This window comes from Flavobacterium cauense R2A-7 (assembly GCF_000498475.1).
Classification (GTDB): domain Bacteria; phylum Bacteroidota; class Bacteroidia; order Flavobacteriales; family Flavobacteriaceae; genus Flavobacterium; species Flavobacterium cauense.
This window is the reverse complement of record NZ_AVBI01000012.1, coordinates 71,155-93,288: the sequence shown is the minus strand read 5'-3', so window position 1 is coordinate 93,288 and position 22,134 is coordinate 71,155. Positions and strand designations below refer to the sequence as shown.

Here is a 22,134-nt window from a genome sequence, read left to right as displayed (position 1 = left end):
CTAAATCTATCACTCTATAACTTTCCCACTTTGTAACTTTGCTACTTTGCTACTTTCTTAAGACCCATTTTTTCGGCTTTCATTAATACGAAATCATAAGCGGCCTGATATTCATTCGGAATTTCGCCTTCCAGAATCGCTTCTTTCACTGCTTCTTTCAAAACACCAATTTCTCTTGATGGTTTCAAGTCGAATAATTCCATGATTTCTTCTCCGGAAATAGGCGGTTGGAACACACGAACTTTGTCGCGTTCTTCCACTTCCACAATTTTCTCGCGCACAATCTTGAAATTGTGATGGTATTTCTGGAATTTCTTCGGATTTTTGGTCGTGATGTCGGCTTCACATAAGGTCATTAAACTTTCCACATCTTCACCGGCATCAAACACCAAACGTCTTACGGCAGAATCGGTTACAATGTCCTGAGCCAGTACAATTGGTCGCGAACTCATCATGACCATTTTCTGAACGAATTTCAGTTTTTGGTTTAGTGGCATATGCAAACGTTCGAAAATTTTCTTTGCCATTTTTCCGCCTAAAAACTCATGCCCGTGAAACGTCCAGCCTTGTTTTTTGTTGTATTTTTTTGTGGGCGCTTTCCCGATGTCGTGTAATAAAGCCGACCAGCGTAACCATACATCATCGGTATTCGGACAAATATTATCCACCACTTCTAACGTATGGTAAAAATTGTTTTTATGCGTATGCCCTTCAATCTCTTCTACCTGATTTAAAGCGGTAAGTTCCGGAAGAATAATGTCCAACAATCCGGTTTGGTATAACAGTAAAAATCCAACGGAAGGAACATCCGACATCAGAATTTTATTCAGTTCATCAACAATGCGTTCTCCTGAAATAATGCCGATTCGGTCTTTGTTTTTGGTGATGGAAGCTAACGATTCGGCTTCGATTTCAAAATTCAACTGGGAAGCAAAACGAATGGCGCGCATCATGCGCAACGGATCATCAGAATAAGTAATATCCGGATTTAAAGGCGTTTTGATGGTTTTGTTTTCCATATCGGCCAAGCCGTTGAAAGGATCTACAAGTTCGCCAAACGTACTTTCATTCAGCGAAAGAGCCAACGCATTAATGGTGAAATCACGACGGTTTTGATCGTCTTCCAGTGTTCCGTCTTCCACAATCGGATTACGGCTGTCGTGGTTGTAGCTTTCTTTTCTCGCTCCAACGAATTCAATATCCATATCGTTATAGCGCAACATCGCCGTTCCGTAGTTTTTAAAAACCTGAACTTTTGGTTTGCTCGGAATGAGTTCGGATACTTTTAACGCCAGTTCGATACCGCTGCCAACGGCTACAATATCAATGTCTTTTTTATGATCGCGTTTTAAAATCAAATCACGGACAAATCCACCGATAACGTAGCTTTCCACGTTAAGTTCGTTGGCTGCCTGAGCGATTATTTTAAATATTTTATCTTGTAATGCGTCTTTGTAATTCATTTCAAAGGTTCAGTTTTGTCATTCCAACGTAAGGAGAAATCTCATTTTATAGTTCAAATTATGAGATTCTTCGACAGGCTCAGAATGACAAGTAGTATTATTTACGAATCACTTTAACCTGACTGTCACTTGTTAATTTAATGATGGTCGAAGGTTTGTCGCAAATTTTATCGTGGTGCAAATTTACCACATAGTCCACACCTTTTAAAATTTCGGGACTGATTTCTTTGAAAGATTTTGGTGTAAACATCCCGGAAATATTTGCCGAAGTGGAAACCAATGGTTTTTTCATGCGTTCCATCAACTTGAAACAAAACGGTTCTTTTACGATTCGTACGCCTAAAGTTTTGTCTTCTGCGATAATATTCGGAGCCACATTTCTGGGATTGTCAAGAATTAAAGTGGTTGGTTTTTCAGATAAATCCAGAATTTGCCAAGCTACTTCGGGAATGTCTTTAAAAACGGTATACATCATTTTTTCGCCATTCATCAAAACAATCATGCTTTTACTTTCTTCGCGTTGCTTCAGAGCGTAAATTTTTTTTATGGCTTCTGGATTGGTTGCATCACAGCCAATGCCCCAAACGGTGTCGGTAGGGTAAAGAATGATGCCGCCGTTTTTGATGACTTCGTAGGCGTTGTGTACTTCGGTATTGATGTCCATAATCACATAATTTAACTGCAAATATAATTAACATTTGGGGCTTACCTTTCTAAAAATGACTAAAAATACAAGGAATAATTCGTTGTGAAGAATGACTTCTAAACTAAATCTTTAATTCATATATTTGTAAGCTAAAAATCATAAAAATGCTGAATAATAAATCCATATTAATTACAGGAGGAACAGGGTCTTTAGGTAAGGAATTGACCAAGACAATTTTAGAGAAATGGCCAAACGTTAAACGCCTTGTGATCTACTCCCGTGATGAACAGAAACAGTTTCAGATGGCTCAGGAATTTCCGGAGTCCCAATATCCTGCTATACGCTATTTTATTGGTGATGTGCGAGATTTGGAACGTTTGAAAAGAGCATTTAATGATATTGATTATGTTATTCATGCGGCCGCCATGAAACATGTTCATATTGCGGAATACAACCCGGATGAATGTGTGAAAACTAATATAGGTGGTGCTGAAAATGTGATTAAAGCCTGTTTGTCTAGTAATGTGACCAAAGTGGTGGCCTTGTCAACCGATAAAGCTTGTGCTCCAATTAATTTATATGGCGCAACGAAACTGACTTCCGATAAATTGTTTATTGCAGCCAACAACATCAAAGGTAAACAGGATATTAAATTTTCGGTAGTGCGTTACGGAAATGTGATGGGATCTAACGGTTCGGTAATTCCGTTTTTTATGAAGAAAAGAGAAGAAGGCGTTTTACCTATTACCGATGTGAACATGACCCGTTTCAATATTTCGCTTCAAGGTGGTGTTGATATGGTGTTACACGCGTTGGATACTGCTTGGGGAGGTGAATTGTTTGTTCCGAAAATTCCATCGTACCGAATTTTAGACGTGGCTCAGGCGATTGCGCCCAATTGTGAACACCGTGTAATCGGGATTCGTCCGGGTGAGAAAGTTCACGAAGAAATGATTACATCGTCGGATTCTTTTACTACTTATGATTTAGGAAAATATTATGTGATTCTACCACAGGTTACTAATTGGAATCTGGAAGATTATAAACACGCTTTTAATGCAAAATTGGTTCCGCAGGGATTCAGTTATACTTCGGGAGAAAATACCGAGTGGGAAACTGTAGAAAGCATGCGTGAGCAAATAAAAGAACACCTTTATCCTGATTTTGAAGCAAAATAAGAATGATACCATACGGAAAGCAAAACATCACGGAAGAAGATATTCAGGCGGTAGCAAAAGCACTAAAAGGTGATTTTCTTACACAGGGACCTACGATTTTAGAATTTGAGCAAGCATTTGCCAATTATATAGGATGTAACTATGCGGTAGCGGTTTCCAATGGAACAGCTGCTTTGCATTTATCGGCTTTGGCTTTAGGAGTCGGAAACGGCGATAAAGTCATTACGACACCGATTACTTTTGCAGCATCGGCGAATTGCGTTCGTTATTGCGGAGGTGAGGTTGTTTTTTCAGACATCGATCCGGATACGTATCTGTTGGATGTCGAAAAAGTAGAGCAGCTTTTAAAAGTGTCTCCAAAAGGAACGTATAAAGGAATTGTTCCCGTAGATTTCGCAGGACGTGCCGTGAATCTGGAAGCCTTTAGAAAACTGGCCGATGAATACGGATTATGGATTATCGAAGATGCCTGTCATGCGCCCGGTGGTTATTTCACCGACAGCAAAGGACAAAAACAAAATTGCGGAAACGGGAAGTATGCCGATTTAGCAATTTTCTCTTTTCATCCGGTGAAACACATCGCGACAGGAGAAGGCGGAATGATTACCACAAACGATGAGAAATTGTATAAAAAACTGTTGGAATTACGTACGCACGGAATTACAAGAGATACTGCAATTTTCAAAAATTCGGTTGAATTTGCTGTAGGACAATCTGTTAAGGAAGGTGATTCTTATCCGGGTTGGTACATGGAAATGCAAACCTTAGGATACAATTATCGTTTTACCGATTTTCAGGCGGCTTTGGGAATTAGTCAGTTATCCCGTGCCAATCAAGGAATCGAAAGACGTAAAGCCATTGCTTCAAAATACAATACCGCTTTCACCGGAAAAGAATATATCAACGGACAATCCGGTAACATTGATGGTCACGCGTATCACTTATATGTTATTGAAGTCGAAGACCGCGTTGGATTATACAACTATCTGAGAGAACATAAAATATTTGCTCAGATCCATTATATTCCGTGTCATCTGATGCCGTATTACAGAGATTTGGGTTGGAAAGAAAACGACATGCCTTTAGCGGAACAATATTATAAACATTGTATCAGCTTACCGATGTATCCTACGTTAACAGACGAAGAGCAATCTTTCGTAATTGATGCAATAGCCACTTATTTTAAGAAGTAATTTTGAAAATAACACTCGGAACGGTTCAATTTGGTATTAACTATGGTATTTCAAATACGCATGGTGTCCCTTCTGATGAAGCATTGCAGACTATTTTTTCAGTTGCAGCAGAAGCGGGAATCAATCAATTGGACACCGCGCTGGCTTATGGCAATGCAGAAGAACGATTGGGATTATTTGCCTCCGACCGTTTTCAGATTATTACCAAATTTCCCGCTGTTGCTTCACAGAATGAACTCGAAAATACGCTTGAGCAATCGTTGATCCGATTAAAAACGACTTCGGTTTACGGTTATTTGGCACATAACGCCGATATTCTTATTGAAAATCCTCAATTGTGGGAAACCTTGCAGAAGGCGAAAGCAGAAGGTAAAATCGAAAAAATCGGATTTTCCTTATACCATCCTGAACAATTGGAAAAGCTATTGGCTTTAAATATCGTTCCCGATTTAGTGCAGTTGCCTTACAGTATTCTGGATCGAAAATTCGAAAACAAACTGGCCGAATTAAAGCTATTGGGCACCGAAATTCACGTGCGTTCCGTTTTTCTTCAGGGATTGTATTTCATGAATCCGAAGCAATTACCGGAAAAACTAAAACCATTAACCGCTGCTTTAACGGAATTGCAAACGATTTGTACTGAAAATAAAGTTGGGGTTGGTGATGTTGCGCTGAATTACGTGATTTCAAATCCGAATATTGATAAAGTTGTCATGGGAGTTGAAACCGCAGCACAATTAAAACAAAACATACAAATGGTGTCAAATTGGGAAGCGAATTCCGGTTTGTTTTCTAAAATTGAAGCCATCGAAATAAACGATAAATCCTTGTTAAATCCTGTAAACTGGTGAAAATAATTGGTGTAACACAAGCCCGAATCGGATCGTCGCGTTTGCCTGGAAAAGTCCTTTTGGAAATTCAGGGAAAACCGCTGTTAGCCTACCATTTGGAAAGGGCAAGGCAGTCAAAATTAGTTACTGATTGGGTTGTGGCAACTACAGAAGAAAAGGATTCCGACTTGATTTGCGAAATTGCGAAACAGCTGAATATCGATTCGTATAAAGGAAGTCTGAATGATGTTTTAGACCGATTTTATCAGGCGGTGCAAAATAAGAAACCGGATTATGTGGTTCGCGTTACTTCGGATTGCCCGTTAATTGATGCTGAATTGATTGATAAAACGATACAATTTTGTCTGGACAATCAGTTGGAGTACCATTCAAATCAGTCGCAGGAAGCGTATCCCGACGGATTGGACGTGGAAGTTTTTAGTTTTAAAGCTTTGGAAGAAGCCTGGAAGTCTGCCACAGCAGAGGCCGACAGAGAGCACGTAACGCCTTTCATCCGAAGAAACGCCAAAAGGATGATATCCGATGAAGGCATTGATAAAAAATATGCAACATTAAGAATTACGGTTGATGAAGCTTCAGATTTTGAAGTGATTCAGCACTTGTTTCAGCACTTGGGCGATAAACAGTCGTGGAAAGTATATGCAGATTATTTATTGCAACACAAAGAAATACAAAGTATTAATCATTCTATTTTTAGAAACGAAGGTTATATGAAAAGTAAATTTAACGAAATACAGCTGCGAAATATCACGAATTTCAAAGCATCAGACGAATACAGAAAAGCCATTCATAATTTGATTCCGGGTGGAAGTCATACCTATTCAAAAGGCGACGATCAATTCCCGATTCTGTCTCCGGCAGCCATTGTAAGAGGGAAAGGTTCCCACATTTGGGATGTAGATGGAAACGAATATTTGGATTGCTCCATGGGATTGACCAGTGTGAGTTTAGGTCACGCGTATGAGCCTGTATTGGATGCAGTCCGAAAAGAATTGGAAAACGGCGTGAATTTTCAGCGTCCGGCGGCTTTGGAAAAAGAAATGGCCGAAACATTTTTAGCTTTGGTTCCCGGACATGACATGGTGAAGTTTTCCAAAAACGGATCAATCGTGACTACCGCTGCCGTAAAATTAGCCCGTGCAAAAACCGGACGTGATTTGGTTGCCTTTCCTGTAGATCATCCGTTTTACAGTTATGACGATTGGTTTATCGGAAAAACCGCTTGCAATAAAGGGGTTCCGGAAGCAGTTTCCAATTTGTCGGTTACGTTTCAGTCGTTTAATATTGAATCGTTAAAAGAATTGTTCGCAAAATATCCGGGACAGATTTCCTGTGTGATTACCGAACCGGAAAAAGGAAATTATCCGCATCTTCCAGCCGATTTTAATGTAGCCGACTTCCTAAAACAAGCTGTCGAATTGTGCCACGAAAACGGTGCTTTGTTTATTGCCGATGAAATGGTAACCGGATTCAAAACCGAATTCCCGGGAACTATAACAAAATACGGAGTTACGCCGGATATGGCCACTTGGGGTAAAGGAATCGCCAACGGATTTTCATTCTGTGCCTTAACCGGTACAAAAGAAGTGATGGAGTTGGGCGGCATTACCCGTGAAGGCGAAGAAAAAGTATTTTTGATTTCGACTACGCACGGTGGCGAAACCCACGGATTAGCCGCTGCCATTGCCACAATCAAAGAGTACCAGAATAAAAACGTAATTGCACACAATCACAGCATTGGTAAAAAAGTAGCCGAATTGTGTCAGCAATTAGTTACCGAAAATGGATTAAACAATTACATTGAAGTCGTGGCTGCCGAATGGATGCCGTTCTTTGTATTTAAAGACAAATCCGGTGCTGTAAGTCAAGGCTATCGAACACTTTTCATGCAGGAAATGATTAAACGAGGAGTATTGTTTCAAGGGGTTTTCATGCCTTGTTTCTCTCACACTGAAGAAGATGCGTACTATTTTGCAAAAGCATTCGGCGGATCATTAAAAGTATATCAGGAAGCGCTGGAGCAAGGGTACGAAAAATTCCTTGTGGGTAGTCCTGCCAAAGCGGTTTTTAGAAAAACATTATAAAACAGCTTGTTCCGATGCGCACATACAAATGTTTAGATAGTCAAGTTTTCCAGAATAATTCGTTCCATATTGAACCGATACGGGATGAAGACAAGTATGAAATTCTGAAGATTCGAAACGAACAATTGTATCATTTACGCCAATCGGAGCCTTTAACAACAGAAAAGCAGGAAAACTATTTTGCTACAGTGGTGGCGGGTTTGTTTGAAATCGATAAACCGAATCAATTGCTGTTTTCCTTTTTTCATGAGAATCAGTTTGTGGGGTATGGTGGTTTGGTACACATCAATTGGATAGACAAACATGCCGAAATCTCCTTCATCATGAAAACCGAACTGGAGAAGGAAAATTATGCAAAATATTGGTCAAATTACCTGAGTTTGATTGAAAAAGTAGCTTTTGAGGCACTGAAGTTCCATAAAATATTTACCTATGCGTTTGATTTGCGTCCGCATTTGTATGAGGTGCTTTTGAATTGCGGTTTTAAAGAAGATGCCCGATTGAAAGAACATTGCTGTTTTGACGGGAAATATTTGGATGTCCTGATTCATTCAAAAATAAACAACAATATTTGGTTTCGAAAAGCTTCAGAAGAAGACGTTGAGCTCTATTATAATTGGGCAAATGATCCGATAGTTAGAAGTAATTCATATGCTTCGGAAACCATTCCGTATGAAAACCATATCAATTGGTTTAACTCGAAACTGAAAGACGAAAATTGCTACATGTTTCTTTTTCAGGATCATGATGGTCAGAATATCGGACAGGTACGTATTCAGAAAATCGACGGTACTTCGGCAATAATCGGAATTTCCACCGATGAAAATCACCGAGGAAAAGGCCATGCTGCCAAAATGATAGCTATGGCTTCGGATGCATTTTTAGCAAAAAATCCTGAAATTTGCATCAGCGCTTATATAAAACTAGACAATCCGGCCTCGTCAAAAGCTTTTGAAAAGGCTGGTTATTCGATGCTGGAAATGCTTAAATATGAAAATGTAGACAGTTTTCATTATATAAAAAGACTATGATAATAGACAACTATAAAATAGATTCACAATCCCCGGTTTTTATCATTGCCGAACTTTCAGCGAACCACAACGGAAGCTTGGAAACTGCTTTGGAAACCGTAAGAGCTGCAAAACGCGCCGGTGCCGATTGTATTAAACTGCAAACCTACACTGCCGATACGATTACCTTGGATTCCGATAAGGAAGATTTCGTTATTAAAGGCACGATTTGGGACGGAAGAAAACTGCATTCTCTTTATCAGGAAGCGTATACGCCTTGGGAATGGCATGCCGAAATATACAAAGCAGCCAAAGAAGAAGGACTAATTTGTTTTTCATCGCCATTTGATAAAACAGCCGTTGATTTATTGGAAGAGTTGCATTCTCCGGCTTATAAAATTGCGTCTTTTGAAATTACCGATATTCCGCTAATTGAATACGTGGCTTCCAAAGGAAAACCCATCATTATTTCCACCGGAATTGCGCAACAGGAAGACATTGAATTGGCTTTGGACGCTTGCCGAAGAATGGGAAATAACAATATCGCGCTTTTGAAATGTACGTCGAGTTATCCGGCGCCCATTGACGAAGCGAACATGATTATGGTGAAAGATTTAGCCGAGCGTTATAACGTAATCAGCGGACTTTCCGATCATACCATGGGAAGTACGGTGCCAATTGTAGCTACTGCTTTCGGTGCCAAAATTATCGAAAAACATTTTATTTTGGATCGTGCTATTGGAGGTCCCGACGCCTCTTTTTCCATGAACGAAGAAGAATTTACCGCAATGGTAAAAGCGGTTCGTGAAGCCGAAAAAGCCATTGGCGTGGTAGATTATACCTTAACCGAAAAACAGGCCAAAGGACAAGATTTCAGTAGGTCGCTTTATATCGCCGAAGATATTAAAGCCGGAGAAGTTTTTACGGAGAAAAATTTACGTTCCGTGCGTCCTGGTTTCGGGTTGCATCCTAAGTTTTTTAACGAATTAATCGGTAAAAAAGCGAAATTGGATTTAGAAAAGGGAACTCCCATGAAACTTGATTTTGCCGAATAATCTAACTATAGCCATGACACATATCGACAACATACACAATAAAACAATTCTTGTACAAACCACGTACCATCCGGCACCACATTTGGAAACCGAAATGGAGATTGTGGAGCATCTGCTGCAACAGGGCAACAAAGTGTATTGGTTGGTTTGTAACGCCGACTTTAAGGCGTGTTTCAACAATCCGGAACACAAGAAAATGGATTGTGAAGTGTGTTTTTCAAGAGTCAACAAAGGGATTGATTTTCTGAAAAAAAAGGTAAAAAATGCTCATAATCTTCATGTTGTCCGATATGATTCGTATCTGAAACAATCTGATTTTAAAAAGAATTTCACTCCGAAAACCGACTTCATAAATATTTCCGAACTAAAAGCCTTCCGTTATAAAGATTATGATTCCGGAATGGCAACGGCTTCTTCATTGGTTTCTTATACTCGAAATCATGAGCCCTATGTAACCGATTATAAGGATTTTATTGCCAGAGGATTGTACACCGGAGCTTATCTGTATGAAGCTTTTCAAACGATTACCGAAGTAATTCAGCCTGATTTAGTAGTGCTTTTCAACGGAAGGTTTATAGAGAACCGTCCGGTGTTGCGCGTTTGTCAGGAAAAGAAAATTGACTATGCTACGCACGAACGCGGCGGAAAAATCGATTCGTTTTTGTTTCGTATCAATTCCATTCCGCATTCCATTGAAACCGTTAGTGAAGAAATGGAACAACTTTGGAAAAAGGCTACCGGAAATAAAGAAGCAATAGGAAAAACATTTTATACCAACAGAATACAACGGGTGGAAGACGCCTGGTATTCTTTTACAAAAGAACAGCAGGAAGGAAGGTTGCCCGAAAGTTTTAAAAATAATTCCGGTAAAAAAGTAATCACCATTTTCAATTCTTCATTGGATGAGTATGAAGGTTTGGAGGGGTTTGGGCCTTATTTTTATTCCAATGATAATGAAGGTATCCGACAGATTTGTGAAGCTCTGGAGGGGAATGCCGATATTAAACTTTATTTGAGAATTCATCCGAATCTGAAAGGATTAGACAACAGTCAGAATCAATATTTACGAGAGGTGATTGGAAAATACAATTCCGTTGAAATCATTCCTGCCGAAGACAGCGTGGATACCTACGCCCTCATTAACAAAAGCGATATAATCGTGGTTTTCGGTTCTACCGTTGGAGCAGAAGCAGCTTTTGCAGGGAAAAAAGTAGTTTTGTTGGGAAGAGCGGCATACGAGCGTTTGGATTGTTTCGTGATTCCGAAAAATCATGAGGAATTAGTACACATTTTAACGGATGATTCGTATGAATTTCCCAAAATAAAACATGAAGAAACCCTTAAGTACGGGTTTTGGAATGAGAGTTTCGGCTACAAATACAAACATTATTCTCCCATTAATTTGGGGAAGGGAAGTTATAAAGGAAAACAAATCAAAGCCAATTTTATCATTCGGGAATTGCGAAGGTTTATTAACAAAAAAAGATAGCTGAGAAGCTATCTTTTTTTGTTTTTATAATCTAGTAACGCATTTAAAGAACAGGATGATTTTGTCTACAAACCGAATGCGCTGGAACAAGCCGTTTTCCTCCTTTTTTAGGTAATTGAAAAAGGACATGTTGTGTTTTTTTGCATTTCTTACGGTTCTTAAAAGCACACTGTCGATTTGTTTTTTTAATAAACCGGCATCAAAATTACCTAGTTTTTCATTTTGTGAAATAAGGAATTTTGCCGCTTTAATCGTTTGTTTTATTTCTTCGGGCGTGAGTTTGCGTTTTAAGGTTAACGCATTCAGATAAGCGTCAATATTCGCATCAGAACTGTCGATTCCGAATTGCTTCAGCATGTTGATTTTTACCGCTCTTACCGAACGGTTGACATTGTCTATTTTTGTTTTACTGATGTTTGAATCGTGTTGGCGGTAATTCAAAAGCGATTCCTGAACGATATAAAAGTTGGTGGTTGTAATCATTCGACTCCATAAATCGTAATCTTCCACGGGAACATATTGGTTTTCAAAGCGATATTCTTTTAATGCGGATTTTCTAACCATCACGGTAGGATTTCCAATACTGCAACTGCTCAAAAACGAGACTTTAATTTTAGCATGTTTTTCTGGTTGTCGTACCGTTTTGTCTTTCTTTCCTCCGAAAAAAGTAAACCAGGTACCACAAACACCAACTTCCGGATGAGCATTCAAAACCTGAATTTGTTTTTCAAATCGGGTGGGGAGTGCAATATCATCTGCATCCATTAGGGCAATGTATTCTCCTTTTGAGAGGGAAAAACCTTCGTTTCTTAAATTAGCGGGGCCTACATTAACATCTTTAACAATAACACGTATACGGGAATCTTTCTGCTGATAACGTTCGATAATGGCTTGGGTGTCATCAGTCGAATTGTCGTTTAAAATCAGCAATTCAAAATCGGTAAAGGTTTGGTTTAAAATACTTTCAATGGTTTCGGAAAGGTATTTTTCACCGTTATATACCGGCATTATAACGGAAAGAAGCGGACTTTGCATACGAACGGTTATTAAAATTATTTCGTCAAAGATATTATTATTCTGTAGAAACTTGTTGCCGATGTACTAAAATACAGCACTAAAGATTGCTATATTTGTCTGTTAAATTGAGTAAGATGAATAAAATTCAGGTTGGTTTTTTGGTATCCTATGATTATGAGCTGCTGAAAAACGCAATTCCTTTGGTTTATAAGGAATCCGATACCATTTTTCTGGCGGTCGACAAAAACCGAAAAACCTGGAAAGGTGAAGTTTTTGAGATAAATCCGTTATTTTTCGAATGGGTAAAGTCTTTTGATACCGATAAAAAGATAGTGATTTACGAAGAAGATTTTTATCAGCCGCAATTAACCGCGATGGAATGTGAAGTCCGCGAACGTAAAATGCTGGCAAACGAAATGGGTATCGGAAATTGGATCATTCAGTTGGATGCCGACGAATATTTCATCGATTTCAAGAGTTTTGTGACCTATTTAAAATCGCAAAACCACTTTTTAAAGTATCCGGAAAAACATCCGGTACAGATTTCCCCTTTTTTAATCAATCTCTATAAACGGCTTGAGAATGGTATTTTGTATGTAGATGAGGCCAGTAAAGTCATGGCAGTTACCAATTATCCCGATTATAAATTCGGCCGCAATACCCGAGCACGGATTATTTATCACGATTCGATTATTCTGCACGAATGTTTGTCGCGTACGAAAGAAGAATTAATTCAGAAATTCAGCAATTGGGGACATGATGTTGATGTTAATATCGATTCATTTCTAAAGAAATGGGAAGCAGTAAACGACAAAAATTACCATACGATGAGCGACTTTTTTTATTTGGAGCCGCACAAATGGAAAACTTTGCAGTTTATACAGGCGAATTCCTTTTCGGATATCTTTTCCAACATAGAAAAGACCAATAAAATTAGGCCTTCTGCTTTTTTTATCTGGAAAAAGAACTTGGGGCAGTGGTTTAAGCATTTATTCAAATAAAATGAAAACAGCGTTATTGTTATCAACATACAATTGGCCGGCCGCGCTGAATTTGGTGCTGAAAAGTGCGATGCGACAATCGGTACTTCCGGATGAAATCCTTATTGCAGACGACGGTTCCAAAGATGAAACGAAGCTGTTAATCGAGTCGTTTCAAAAAATCAGTTCGGTACCGATAAAACATTTTTGGCAGGAAGATTTAGGTTTTCGAAAATCAAGAATCTTAAATCAGGCCGTTGCGGGTACTGATGCGGAGTATATCATTCAAGTCGATGGTGATTGTATTTTGCATTCAAAATTTGTGGAAGATCATATTAATGCCCGTGCTGAGAATACATATTTGTACGGTGCCAGGGTGAACATTTTACCGGAGTATGTAGAAACCGTTTTTGAAAAACAAATCATCAACTTTGGCTATTTTTCAAAAGAAATCAAAAACAAATCGCGATCGCTGCACGTTCCGTTTTTAGCATCATTTTATAAAGTACACAAAGCGTATTCCGATAAATTCAGAGGTTGTAATGTATCTTTTTGGCGCAAGGATTTTATCGAGATCAACGGTTATAACGAAGATTATGAAGGCTGGGGAAGGGAAGATTCCGATTTGGTTATCCGTATGGGAAATAAAGGCGTTTTGGCCAAAAGACTCCGTTATGCCGGAATTGTATTCCACATTCATCATAAAATAAATGCAAGGGATAACTTCGATAGAAATGATGCGATGCAAAATCAGACGATTGCCGATAAAGTGGTTTGGATAGAAAATGGAATCAGTAAATACCTGTAATAGAAATTAGTCGATTTTTCGGTACATCATCCACAGCTGTAAATAACGTTTGAATACCGAAAAAGCGTGAACATAAGCCAAAATAAACCCTTCTTTGCCATCCATAAAGCCCAGACGGTAGAAATATTGCCAAACAAAACGGTATTTGGGTCTTATGAAAAAATGATAGGCATTTGGTCTTTTGTTTTTTACGTAAAGACTTTCAGCCTGAAGTTTACTGTATAAATTCAGCTTGTCGTTATAATTGTCAAAACTTCTGTAGCTGAAGTGATTTACACGTTCTTTTAAATAGCCTACTTTTCCGTTGGCTACGACAGTTTCGTGAACAAGACCATTGTATTTGCAATGCTTTTTGTTGAAAACACGAATGGCTTTATCAGATTGCCAACCTCCGAATTTAATGCGTTTTCCCATAAAATGGAAGTTTCGCTTCACATAATAGGCAACACAATCGGAATTAGAAGAAGTCACAGATACAATTTCGGTGTTCAGTTCCGGAGTAACAATTTCGTCCAGGTCGAAAAAAACTATCCAATCGTTTTTAGCCTGATTAATGGCAAAATTACGCTGGTTGGAAAAATTATCGAAGTCTCTTTGAATTACTTTAACGCCTAAACTTTGAGCAATTTCAACGGTTTTGTCGCTACTGTTGGAATCTACAAAAATAATTTCATCTGCAAAAGACAAACTCTCAACATATTGTTTTACGTTTTCTTCCTCATTTAAAGTAATTGCTAGTGCAGTTATTTTTGATTTCAAATTAATTTGGGTTCTGTTTTGGTGTATATAAAAGCAAATGTAATAATTTTACAATTATTTACTAATATAAAATAACGAAATGACTCGATTGCCGATTTTGATGTATCACAATGTTGCTGAAGATGATAAAATGAGCAGCGGACTTACCATTTCCGTTCAAAATTTAGAACGCCATTTTCGTTATCTGGCTGAGAATAATTATAACAGTTTTCATCTTGCCGAACTGGAGCATAAAACCAGTCTTCAAGGTAAAAATGTTGTGATTACTTTTGATGATGTTACCGAAAATCAGTTGGTTGCAGTTGATTTGTTGCAAAAATACAATCTCAAAGCCACCTTTTTTGTACCGTTTGCTTATGTGGGAAAAACAGACGCCTGGAACAACGGAACCGAGAAAATTATGTCGGCAGAACAACTGAGAAGTCTTCCCGAAAACATCGAGTTAGGATTGCATTCATACGCTCATAAAAAATACAGTTCCCTTTCCGAAGCTGAAATCAATGAAGATTTCAATAATTGTTTCTCGGCCATAAAAGATTATAATCTGAAAGTTTATGATGCGGTGGCTTATCCCTATGGGAATTATCCCAAAAAGGAGCCTCAAAGATCCAAGTTTAAAGCGGTTTTAGTGCAGAACGGAATAAAAGCGGGACTGCGGATCGGAAATAAAATCAATAGATTCCCATTTAAAAATCCGCATGAAATTATGCGTATTGATGTGAAAGGCGATGACAGCTTCCTGAAATTCAAACTGAAATTGCGTTTTGGAAAACTAAAACTATTTTAAGTTTTTCTGAAGCAATAACATTTTGGCATACCGTGAGAAAACCCCATAAGCATTTACACTGGCGAGTGCCAAACCAGGAACACCGTCCATGAAACCTCTTTTGAGAATGTAAGAAGAAAAAAAGCGGTAAAAGGGTTTAAAAAAAAGATGGAAATAGGTAACCCTTTTCTTTTTCTTCACAGAAGTGACTGCCTGAAACCAAGCGTAAGAATCTTTCTTTTGTAAAAGATGAAACAAACCTTTGTAGGTATAATGAATCATGAAGTTTTTTAATTGCCCGATGCTGCCCTCCACATGAAGTTTTTCATGAACATCTCCAGTAAAACTAATGTTTTTGTTTTTTACCAAACGAAGTACACGGTCAACTTTATGATACAAAAAGCGATTCATGTAAAAATGAGGGAAACAGATTTTATATCCCGAATGGTTTCCGTTTTGGATGACTGAAAGAATCTCCAATTTTAATTTTTGGGTTACCCGTTCATCGGCATCCAAAAATAAAACCCAATCTCCGGTTGCAGAAGCAATGGCATGGTTTTTCTGACTGGAAAAATTATCAAATTTCCGTTCTAAAACTTTGCAGCCTAAATGCATAGCCTTTTCTTTGGTACCATCCGTACTATAAGAATCAATAACTATTATTTCATCAGCAAAATCTACTGATTTCACTGCGTCTTCAATATAATCAACTTCATTGTAGGTAGGAATAATTACCGAAAGCGTACTCATTATTTCGTTTTATGAAAAACAAATTTAACAAAATTAGGTTACCTTTGCAGCATTATGCAAAAGAATATTTCAGTTGTAATTAGCACATACAATTCACCCGAATGGCTTAAAAAAGTAATTTGGGGGTATAACACACAAACCTACCGTAACTTCGAAATGGTAATTGCAGACGATGGTTCGCGCAAAGACACTGCCGATTTAATAGAAGAAATGCGAAAAGAAGTGTTTTATCCGATTATTCATGTTTGGCATGAAGACAATGGTTTTCAAAAATCGCAAATCTTGAATAAAGCTATTTTAGCTTGTACGACTGATTATATCATGATGTCGGACGGCGATTGTATCCCGCGTCCCGATTTTGTGGAACAGCATGTTAAATTCCGTGAAGAAGGCTATTTTCTTTCGGGAGGCTACCACAAACTACCCATGGATTTGTCTCAAAATATTACCAAAGATGATATTTATTCGGGAAAGTGTTTCGAAATGGACTGGCTGAAAAAACACGGCATGAAAGCATCGTTCAAAAACAACAAAGTGGATGCGGTGGGTTTAAAGAGTTGGTTTATGAACCTTTTAACGCCAACAACGCCCAGCTGGAACGGTCATAATGCTTCCGGTTGGAAAAAAGATATCATGGGTATCAATGGTTTCGATGAACGCATGCAATACGGAGGTCAGGACAGGGAATTGGGCGAACGCTTGGTAAACTACGGCATCAAACCGAAACAAATCCGTTACAGTACTGTTTGTTTGCATCTGGATCATCCGCGTGGGTATGCTACTCCGGAATCCATCAACAAGAACAAAAACATCCGAAAAGAAACGAAGGAACAAAATAAAAAATGGACCGATTTCGGAATCGTTAAAAAATAGGGATTCACACATAAAAGAGAAAAGCTCCAAGTTCAGTATTTGGAGCTTTTTTTATCGGTGTTATCGCTTTATAAATTGTTTTTTAGAAAAATATCCAATTCCGGCAGAATCATTTCCGGTGTCAGTTGCTTGTACAATTCGTCGGGATTGGCTTCGATTTTTTTGCGTTCCTCAAAAGTAAAACTGTCAAACAAATCGGGTTTCATTTCCAGCAAATGTACCGAATGGTGGAATTTCCCGTCTTCAAAACTTGCCCAATGGTCTTTGTTGACATACGGTGAGAAAATCGTGAATGTAGGTTTGTTTAGTGCTTTGGCGATATGAACCGTACCGCCTTCATTGGAAACCAACGCATCGCATTGCGCCATTAGTTTGATGAAATCCCGAATACTCGGCGCATAAATATCTAAAATGATGTTTTCTTTCTTTTGACACATCGCATAGATTTTCATTGCTTCTTCTTTCTGATGCGGAGCATAATTGAAAAGGATGTTCACATCGAATTTCGCGGCAATAAAATCTACCATTTCAGCTACATATTCGTAAGGCATCGATTTTTGCGGTGTGCTTCCCAAAACGCCCAGGACGATTACTTTTTTGTTGCGGTATTTTCCCAGCCAATCTTCTTTTTTTTCGGCTTCCGATAAAAAGATTTTTGGTTCATAATCAATCGGTTCGAAATTCCCGGCCTGATTCAGCAAATGAATTCGGTCTTCAATCGCTTTACCGCAGATTTTGGTTTTTTCTTTCGAGATTTCAACCGGATGGGTGTAATAGCCCCAATTGCCAAACTTCTTACGGCTTTTATGTCCGATGGTTTGTTTCGCTCCTGAAAATTTACAGATGATGCGGCTTTGTGTTTTGGAATACGGGTCGAAAATGATATCGTATTTTTCTTTTCGAATCTGACGAACCAGTTTCAGTAAAACGGGGAATTTTTTCAGTTCCTTGTCGTTTATGGAAATGATTTTATCAATGTTCGGATTGTTCAGAATCACGCCGTGCGTAAAGTCATACGCCATGAAATGCACTTCGCTGTCGGGGTATTTTGCCTTGAAATTGTTAGCAATCACCGAGCTTATTAATACATCGCCAATGCGCTTGTTCTGTATGATTAAAATCTTCTTCATAAAAGTAATTCTTGGTGCAAAGTACTATTTTTTATACTTTTAAACCAAAATATTATTTACCTCAGTGAGAATTATCATTCATTCCAAATACGCCGCACAGGAAAAAGCTATACTTCAATTGGTTACCGCCTTTTTTGATGCCGGCAATCTGATTGTAAAAGGTTCCCGAAACACCATTAAATCAAATGTTTTGGGCGAGGAGAAGGTAAATATCAAATATTTCAAGAAACCAGGAGTGTTTAAATCGGTTATTTATTCTTTTTTCAGAAGTACGAAAGCCAAACGTTCCTACGATTATGCCAATTATTTACTGGAACATAATATTCCGACACCTTTCCCGATTGCTTATGTTGAAGAAAGGAATCAATTCGGACTTTTAGGCGACAGTTATTATGTTTCCGAACAAATCGATTACGATTTTACCATTCGCGAGTTAATTCACGATCCGTTGTTTCCAGAACGAAATGTTATTTTAGAACAGTTCGCCGAGTTTACCTTCAGAATGCACGAAGCCAAGGTGAATTTTCTCGACCATTCTCCCGGCAATACGTTGATTATTAAAAATGGAGCAGGACAATACGGTTTCTATCTAATTGATCTGAACCGAATGCAATTCGAGAACCTTTCCATTGAAGCCCGAATGGACAATTTCAAAAAGATGTGGCTTTCAAAATCAATGGTAAAAGTAATCGCAAAAAAATATGCAGAGTTAAGCGGGCAGTCTGAGGAAAAATTACATGCTGTTCTTTTAGAAAAAACATTAGATTTCAAGCGAAAAATCACCAAAAAGAAATGGCTGAAGCGTAAACTGAAAAGATAATTACGAATTACGAATTACGCGATTATTGTGTGTCATAATTCGTAATTCCCAATTCGTAATTTATTAAACTGCTACATCATACTCACGCAACGCATTGTTCAACGATGTTTTCAAATCAGTAGAAGGTTTACGTTTTCCGATAATCAACGCACAAGGCACCTGAAATTCACCTGCAGGGAATTTTTTAGCATAACTACCCGGAATCACTACCGAACGCGCCGGAACAATTCCTTTATATTCAATTGGTGTATCGCCGGTAACATCAATAATTTTTGTGGATGCCGTTAAACACACATTTGCGCCCAAAACCGCTTCGGTCTCCACACGAACACCTTCTACGACAATACAACGCGAACCGATGAACGCACCGTCTTCAATGATAACCGGAGCCGCCTGTAAAGGTTCTAAAACACCACCAATACCAACCCCACCACTCAGGTGAACGTTTTTACCAATTTGTGCACAGCTTCCAACGGTTGCCCAAGTATCCACCATCGTACCTTCATCTACATAAGCACCGATGTTAACATAACTCGGCATTAAAATCACACCGCTTGAAATGTATGCACCGTAACGGGCTACTGCATTGGGAACCACACGGATACCTTTTTCGGCATAACCGCGTTTCAATAGCATTTTATCGTGGTATTCGAAAATACCCGCTTCCCAGGTTTCCATTTTCTGGATCGGGAAGTACATCACTACCGCTTTCTTTACCCATTCGTTTACCTGCCAGCCACCTTCAACAGGTTCTGCCACACGCAGTTTTCCGGAATCCAGCAATTCGATTACATCACGGATGGCTTTAATTGTGGTTTCTTCCTGTAACAATGCACGGTTCTCCCAAGCTTGTTCTATTATTGGTTGTAAAGTGTTCATAGAATTTGATTTTGCACAAAGATAAAGGATTTAGGGAAAAGTCGAAAGGGAAAAGGGATAGTGTATTCACATAGTGTCATGCTGAGCTTGTCGAAGCAGCTGGAGCGAATGGCTTGGGAATTTTTGGAATCCATTTTCCCGCTGTCCGCTTTACAAGGTGCCGCTCCCATCGGGGCTAGACGGTAAAGGTCTGGTTTGTTTGGAAAGTTCATGGATTATTAGATAAAAAGAAGAAAAAATCAGGTATTTGATACTTAAAACCTTAGCGACTTAGTATCTTTGTGCCTTAGTACCTTATAAAAAATGCCAAGAATACTCGCCATCGACTACGGACAAAAAAGAACCGGAATTGCCGTGACCGACGATTTACAGATTATCGGTTCGGGTTTGACTACCATTCCGTCAGAAACCGTAATCACTTTCTTAAAAGATTATTTCGCAAAAGAAAATGTGGCGAAAGTCCTCATCGGCGAACCCAAACAAATGAACGGGCAACCGTCTGAAAGTGCCCCAATCATTGAGGCTTTCGTAGTGAAATTCAAAACCGCTTTCCCCGAAATGCAATTGGAGCGCGTTGACGAACGATTTACGTCCAAAATGGCGTTTCAAACCATGATTGACAGCGGACTCAAAAAGAAACAACGTCAGAATAAAGCGTTGATTGATGAGATTTCGGCAACGATTATGCTTCAGGATTATCTATCCCGAAAAATGTTTTAGATTTTATTTTCAATTTCCTAAAAATGATTTAGCGCCTGTAAACCCTTGAAAATTAAGATAACTTTTGCATTGTAAGCCGTAAATTTGTGCTTTAAAACTTTGCGATGACTACAACTACAACAACACAAAAATCAGAAGCAGATGTGGTTTTAATTGGTGCCGGAATCATGAGCGCCACGTTAGGATTACTGCTGAAAGAACTACAACCTAATTTAAAAATCGAAATCTTTGAACGTCTGGACGTTGCCGCTGCCGAAAGTTCCGATGCGTGGAACAATGCCGGAACCGGCCATGCCGCTTTCTGCGAGTTAAACTACACTCCCGAAAAAAGCGACGGTTCAATTGATACTTCCAAAGCCGTTAAAATTGTGGAAGCTTTTGAAGTTTCTCGTCAGTTTTGGTCGTATTTGGTGGAAAAAGGGTTGTTGAAAAATCCTGAAAATTTCATCAAAAGTATCCCTCACATGAGTTTTGTATGGGGCGAAAAAAACACCAAATACCTCAAAAAACGTTACGATGCCTTACAGCAATTCCATCTTTTTAAAGACATGGAATATACAGAAGATGCCGAGAAAATTAAAGAATGGGCGCCACTGATTATGGAAGGACGTAAAGGAGCGAAGAAATTAGCCGCAACTTCAATGCGTTTCGGTACGGATGTTAACTTTGGTGAATTAACCCGAAGCATTTTCAGGTATCTGGAAACGTTAGAAGGTGTACAATTGCACTTTAATCATGAAGTGCGAAAATTGAGAAAATACGACGACGGAACCTGGAGAGTGAAAGTGAAAGAACTGGAAACCGGTGCCAAAAAACGCGTAAAAGCGAAATTTGTATTCATCGGTGCGGGAGGCGGTTCGCTTTTATTGCTGGAAAAAGCCAACATTCCGGAAGGAGAAGGTTTTGGCGGTTTTCCGGTGAGCGGACAATGGTTAAAATGTACGAACGAAGCATTAATCGCCAAACATCAGGCAAAAGTTTACGGAAAAGCGGCTGTTGGCGCACCACCTATGTCAGTTCCGCACATCGATACGCGAATGATTGACGGTAAAAAAGCCTTATTATTCGGACCCTATGCCGGATTTTCAACCAAATTTTTAAAGAACGGTTCGTATTTCGATTTGGCAAAATCCATTCAGTTAGACAACATTAAACCGATGCTTGGTGCCGGAATCAATAATATTCCATTGACGAAATATTTGATTGAGCAGGTTTTTCAATCCTCGGAAGACCGCATGAAAGCGTTACGGGAATATTTACCGGATGCGAAGAAAGAAGATTGGGTGCTTGAAAATGCCGGACAGCGTGTTCAGGTCATTAAAAAAGACAAAAACGGAAAAGGCGTTTTAGAATTTGGAACCGAAGTTGTGAATTGTGCCGATGGTTCTTTAGCAGTTCTTTTAGGGGCTTCTCCGGGAGCTTCCACAGCAGTTTCGATTATGTTGGATTTAATAGGACGTTGTTTTAAAGACGAATTAGCATCACCTGAATGGCAAAATAAATTGAAAGAGATGATTCCGTCGTACGGACAATCGCTGAATGCTAATCCGCAGTTAGCTGATGAACTTCGTCACAAAACCGGAACCATTTTAAAGTTGAAAACTTTGGTTTAATCTGTGCTATTATAATAAAAGAGATTCTTTAAAAAAGAATCTCTTTTGTC

At 38.8% G+C, this 22,134-nt stretch carries 21 protein-coding genes; 14 read left to right on the top strand and 7 right to left on the bottom strand.

Translation table 11 applies throughout. From position 1 onward, the window contains the following. Positions 1-41 precede the first annotated feature (41 nt). Together FCR2A7T_RS04205 and FCR2A7T_RS04200 are read right to left on the bottom strand one after the other, a co-directional pair. Positions 42-1,463 carry a CCA tRNA nucleotidyltransferase gene (locus FCR2A7T_RS04205; RefSeq protein ID WP_023570041.1) on the bottom strand — a complete coding sequence of 474 codons (1,422 nt, stop codon included), beginning with the start codon at positions 1,461-1,463 and terminating at the stop codon, positions 42-44. Positions 1,464-1,560: 97 nt separating this feature from the next. Beyond that, positions 1,561-2,127, bottom strand: coding sequence for an L-threonylcarbamoyladenylate synthase (locus tag FCR2A7T_RS04200; RefSeq protein ID WP_023570040.1), 567 nt, complete (start codon positions 2,125-2,127; stop codon positions 1,561-1,563). Between the two features lie 146 nt (positions 2,128-2,273). Between FCR2A7T_RS04200 and pseB the strand changes: the two genes are divergently transcribed. Genes pseB through FCR2A7T_RS04165 form a run of 7 tightly spaced genes read left to right on the top strand, consistent with a single transcriptional unit; the run spans position 2,274 to position 10,969 of the window. Beyond that, a complete protein-coding gene (gene pseB, locus FCR2A7T_RS04195; RefSeq protein ID WP_035117305.1) occupies positions 2,274-3,287 on the top strand; it encodes a UDP-N-acetylglucosamine 4,6-dehydratase (inverting) in 1,014 nt (337 codons plus the stop codon). Positions 3,288-3,289: 2 nt separating this feature from the next. Further along, a complete protein-coding gene (gene pseC, locus FCR2A7T_RS04190) occupies positions 3,290-4,480 on the top strand; it encodes a UDP-4-amino-4,6-dideoxy-N-acetyl-beta-L-altrosamine transaminase (protein WP_023570038.1) in 1,191 nt (396 codons plus the stop codon). A gap of 2 nt (positions 4,481-4,482) precedes the next feature. Beyond that, positions 4,483-5,331 carry an aldo/keto reductase gene (locus tag FCR2A7T_RS04185; protein WP_023570037.1) on the top strand — a complete coding sequence of 283 codons (849 nt, stop codon included), beginning with the start codon at positions 4,483-4,485 and terminating at the stop codon, positions 5,329-5,331. Further along, complete coding sequence (locus tag FCR2A7T_RS04180; protein WP_081709363.1) at positions 5,328-7,415, top strand: glutamate-1-semialdehyde 2,1-aminomutase; 2,088 nt, start codon at positions 5,328-5,330, stop codon at positions 7,413-7,415. Before FCR2A7T_RS04185 ends, FCR2A7T_RS04180 begins: the two co-directional genes overlap by 4 nt. A 14-nt stretch (positions 7,416-7,429) precedes the next feature. Then, positions 7,430-8,446 carry a GNAT family N-acetyltransferase gene (locus FCR2A7T_RS14955; protein ID WP_023570035.1) on the top strand — a complete coding sequence of 339 codons (1,017 nt, stop codon included), beginning with the start codon at positions 7,430-7,432 and terminating at the stop codon, positions 8,444-8,446. Next, positions 8,443-9,480, top strand: a complete 1,038-nt coding sequence (gene pseI / locus FCR2A7T_RS04170; protein WP_051369500.1) for a pseudaminic acid synthase — start codon at positions 8,443-8,445, stop codon at positions 9,478-9,480. The genes FCR2A7T_RS14955 and pseI overlap by 4 nt, the downstream gene beginning before the upstream one ends. A 13-nt stretch (positions 9,481-9,493) precedes the next feature. Continuing rightward, positions 9,494-10,969, top strand: a complete 1,476-nt coding sequence (locus FCR2A7T_RS04165) for a capsular polysaccharide export protein, LipB/KpsS family (protein ID WP_023570033.1) — start codon at positions 9,494-9,496, stop codon at positions 10,967-10,969. 24 nt (positions 10,970-10,993) lie between these two features. Here FCR2A7T_RS04165 and FCR2A7T_RS14675 read toward each other — a convergent pair whose 3' ends face one another. Then, positions 10,994-12,004 (bottom strand): glycosyltransferase family 2 protein, encoded by a 1,011-nt coding sequence (locus FCR2A7T_RS14675; RefSeq protein ID WP_023570032.1) that lies wholly within the window; start codon positions 12,002-12,004, stop codon positions 10,994-10,996. 116 nt (positions 12,005-12,120) lie between these two features. On the opposite strand from FCR2A7T_RS14675, the gene FCR2A7T_RS04155 reads away from it, so the two are divergent. Together FCR2A7T_RS04155 and FCR2A7T_RS04150 are read left to right on the top strand one after the other, a co-directional pair. Beyond that, positions 12,121-12,987: a hypothetical protein gene (locus tag FCR2A7T_RS04155; protein WP_023570031.1), complete on the top strand. Its 867-nt coding sequence runs from the start codon at positions 12,121-12,123 to the stop codon at positions 12,985-12,987. 1 nt (position 12,988) lies between these two features. Next, positions 12,989-13,774 carry a glycosyltransferase family 2 protein gene (locus tag FCR2A7T_RS04150; RefSeq protein WP_023570030.1) on the top strand — a complete coding sequence of 262 codons (786 nt, stop codon included), beginning with the start codon at positions 12,989-12,991 and terminating at the stop codon, positions 13,772-13,774. Between the two features lie 6 nt (positions 13,775-13,780). Here the strand turns inward: FCR2A7T_RS04150 and FCR2A7T_RS04145 are convergent, their stop codons facing one another. Continuing rightward, complete coding sequence (locus FCR2A7T_RS04145; protein WP_023570029.1) at positions 13,781-14,533, bottom strand: glycosyltransferase family 2 protein; 753 nt, start codon at positions 14,531-14,533, stop codon at positions 13,781-13,783. 79 nt (positions 14,534-14,612) lie between these two features. Between FCR2A7T_RS04145 and FCR2A7T_RS04140 the strand changes: the two genes are divergently transcribed. Next, positions 14,613-15,320, top strand: coding sequence for a polysaccharide deacetylase family protein (locus tag FCR2A7T_RS04140; protein WP_023570028.1), 708 nt, complete (start codon positions 14,613-14,615; stop codon positions 15,318-15,320). On the opposite strand, the gene FCR2A7T_RS04135 is transcribed toward FCR2A7T_RS04140, so the two are convergent. Continuing rightward, complete coding sequence (locus FCR2A7T_RS04135) at positions 15,312-16,049, bottom strand: glycosyltransferase family 2 protein (RefSeq protein ID WP_023570027.1); 738 nt, start codon at positions 16,047-16,049, stop codon at positions 15,312-15,314. The genes FCR2A7T_RS04140 and FCR2A7T_RS04135 overlap by 9 nt on opposite strands. 54 nt (positions 16,050-16,103) lie before the next feature. On the opposite strand from FCR2A7T_RS04135, the gene FCR2A7T_RS04130 reads away from it, so the two are divergent. Continuing rightward, positions 16,104-16,922 carry a glycosyltransferase family 2 protein gene (locus FCR2A7T_RS04130; protein ID WP_023570026.1) on the top strand — a complete coding sequence of 273 codons (819 nt, stop codon included), beginning with the start codon at positions 16,104-16,106 and terminating at the stop codon, positions 16,920-16,922. Between the two features lie 68 nt (positions 16,923-16,990). Here FCR2A7T_RS04130 and FCR2A7T_RS04125 read toward each other — a convergent pair whose 3' ends face one another. Continuing rightward, a complete protein-coding gene (locus FCR2A7T_RS04125; protein WP_023570025.1) occupies positions 16,991-18,052 on the bottom strand; it encodes a glycosyltransferase family 9 protein in 1,062 nt (353 codons plus the stop codon). Positions 18,053-18,116: 64 nt separating this feature from the next. Here FCR2A7T_RS04125 and FCR2A7T_RS04120 point away from each other — a divergent pair, with 64 nt between their 5' ends. Then, positions 18,117-18,872 (top strand): lipopolysaccharide kinase InaA family protein, encoded by a 756-nt coding sequence (locus FCR2A7T_RS04120; RefSeq protein ID WP_023570024.1) that lies wholly within the window; start codon positions 18,117-18,119, stop codon positions 18,870-18,872. A 63-nt stretch (positions 18,873-18,935) separates the two neighbouring features. On the opposite strand, the gene FCR2A7T_RS04115 is transcribed toward FCR2A7T_RS04120, so the two are convergent. Further along, a complete protein-coding gene (locus tag FCR2A7T_RS04115; RefSeq protein ID WP_023570023.1) occupies positions 18,936-19,751 on the bottom strand; it encodes a 2,3,4,5-tetrahydropyridine-2,6-dicarboxylate N-succinyltransferase in 816 nt (271 codons plus the stop codon). A 303-nt stretch (positions 19,752-20,054) separates the two neighbouring features. Between FCR2A7T_RS04115 and ruvX the strand changes: the two genes are divergently transcribed. Both ruvX and FCR2A7T_RS04100 read left to right on the top strand, forming a co-directional pair. Next, positions 20,055-20,471, top strand: coding sequence for a Holliday junction resolvase RuvX (ruvX, locus tag FCR2A7T_RS04105; protein ID WP_023570022.1), 417 nt, complete (start codon positions 20,055-20,057; stop codon positions 20,469-20,471). 104 nt (positions 20,472-20,575) lie between these two features. Further along, positions 20,576-22,084, top strand: coding sequence for a malate:quinone oxidoreductase (locus tag FCR2A7T_RS04100; RefSeq protein ID WP_023570021.1), 1,509 nt, complete (start codon positions 20,576-20,578; stop codon positions 22,082-22,084). The last annotated feature ends 50 nt before the right edge of the window (positions 22,085-22,134 follow it).